Below are 1,317 nucleotides of genomic sequence, written 5' to 3'. Positions count from 1 at the left end.
GGGACTGTCAGGAATTCCGTGTGCGGGCGGCGGGTTGAACATCAGGCCGCCATGGCCCGGGTGAAGCGCTCGCCGAAGATGACGGCGAACTGCGCCTTGGCCATGACCCACTCACGCGGGCCCATCTTCCACGCCTTCTCGGAGCGGTTCAAGACCAGGTAGAGCAGCTTCAGCGCGGCCTCGTCGGTCGGGAAGTGCCCGCGGGCGCGCACGGCCCGGCGCAGGGTGGCGTTCAGGGCCTCGATAGCGTTCGTCGTGTACAGGATCCGCCGGACCTCGCCCGGGAACGCGTAGAACGGGACCACCTCGCCCCAGGCCCGCCGCCAGCTCTGGGCGATGGCCGGGTACTTCCGGCCCCACTCGCCGGCCTCGAAGGTCGCCAAGGCCGCCTCGCCAGCGGCGGCATCGAGCGCGCGGTAGACGTCTTTGAGCGCGGCCGCCACGGCCTTACGGTCCTTGTAGGAGACGAAGTCGAGGCTGTGGCGCAGGAGATGGACGATGCACGTCTGAACCAGCGCCTCAGGAAACACCGCCCGGATCGCGTCGGGGAAGCCCTTCAGCCCGTCGACCACGGCCAGGAGCACGTCCTCGACGCCGCGGTTCCTGAGCTCGTTCATGACCCGCAACCAGAACTTGGCGCCCTCGTTCTGCTCCAGCCACAGGCCGAGGATTTCCTTGGATCCGTCGGCGCGCACGCCGAGCGCGATGTGCACGGCCTTGTTCCGGACGAGGCCTTCGTCGCGCACCTTGATCCGCAGAGCGTCGAAGAACACGATCGGGTAGACCGGCTCCAACGGCCGGGCTTGCCACGCGGCGACCTCCTCCAGCACCGCGTCGGTCACCGCGCTGATCAGGTCGGGCGAGACCTCGATGCCGTACAGCTCGCGCAGGTGCCCGACGATCTCCCGGGTGCTCATGCCGCGGGCGTACATCGACACGATCTTGTCGTCGAAGCCGGGAAACCGGCGCTGATAGCGGGCGATCAGCTGCGGGTCGAACGTCGCCTGCCGGTCGCGGGGGATCGCCAGCTCGATCCGGCTGGTCCCGGTCGTGACCGTCTTGCGGCCGTAGCCGTTGCGGCTGTTGCCGGCCTCCTCGCCCGCCAGATGGTGGTCCATCTCGGCGTTGAGTGCCCGCTCGGCCAGGGCCTTCTTCAGCGCGTCCAGTAGACCGTCGGACTCGAACGCCGTCTTGGGATCGGCCCCGGCCAGCAGCTGGTCCAGGAGCGCGTCAGGGATGTGGGGTGCTTTGCGTCGTGCCATCGGGAACCTCCTTTGGGTCCACTATGGCCGCCCACACGAAATTCCTGACAGTCCC

At 68.4% G+C, this 1,317-nt stretch carries 1 protein-coding gene; it reads right to left on the bottom strand.

What is annotated here, in order from left to right; all coding sequences use genetic code 11:
* Window positions 1–41: 41 nt before the first annotated feature.
* Window positions 42–1,262 carry an IS256 family transposase gene (locus tag MET9862_RS29000; protein ID WP_142586315.1) on the bottom strand — a complete coding sequence of 407 codons (1,221 nt, stop codon included), beginning with the start codon at window positions 1,260–1,262 and terminating at the stop codon, window positions 42–44.
* Between the last annotated feature and the right edge of the window lie 55 nt (window positions 1,263–1,317).

Source organism: Methylobacterium symbioticum (assembly GCF_902141845.1).
GTDB lineage: Bacteria > Pseudomonadota > Alphaproteobacteria > Rhizobiales > Beijerinckiaceae > Methylobacterium > Methylobacterium symbioticum.
This window is presented reverse-complemented; position numbering and strand designations above follow the sequence as displayed.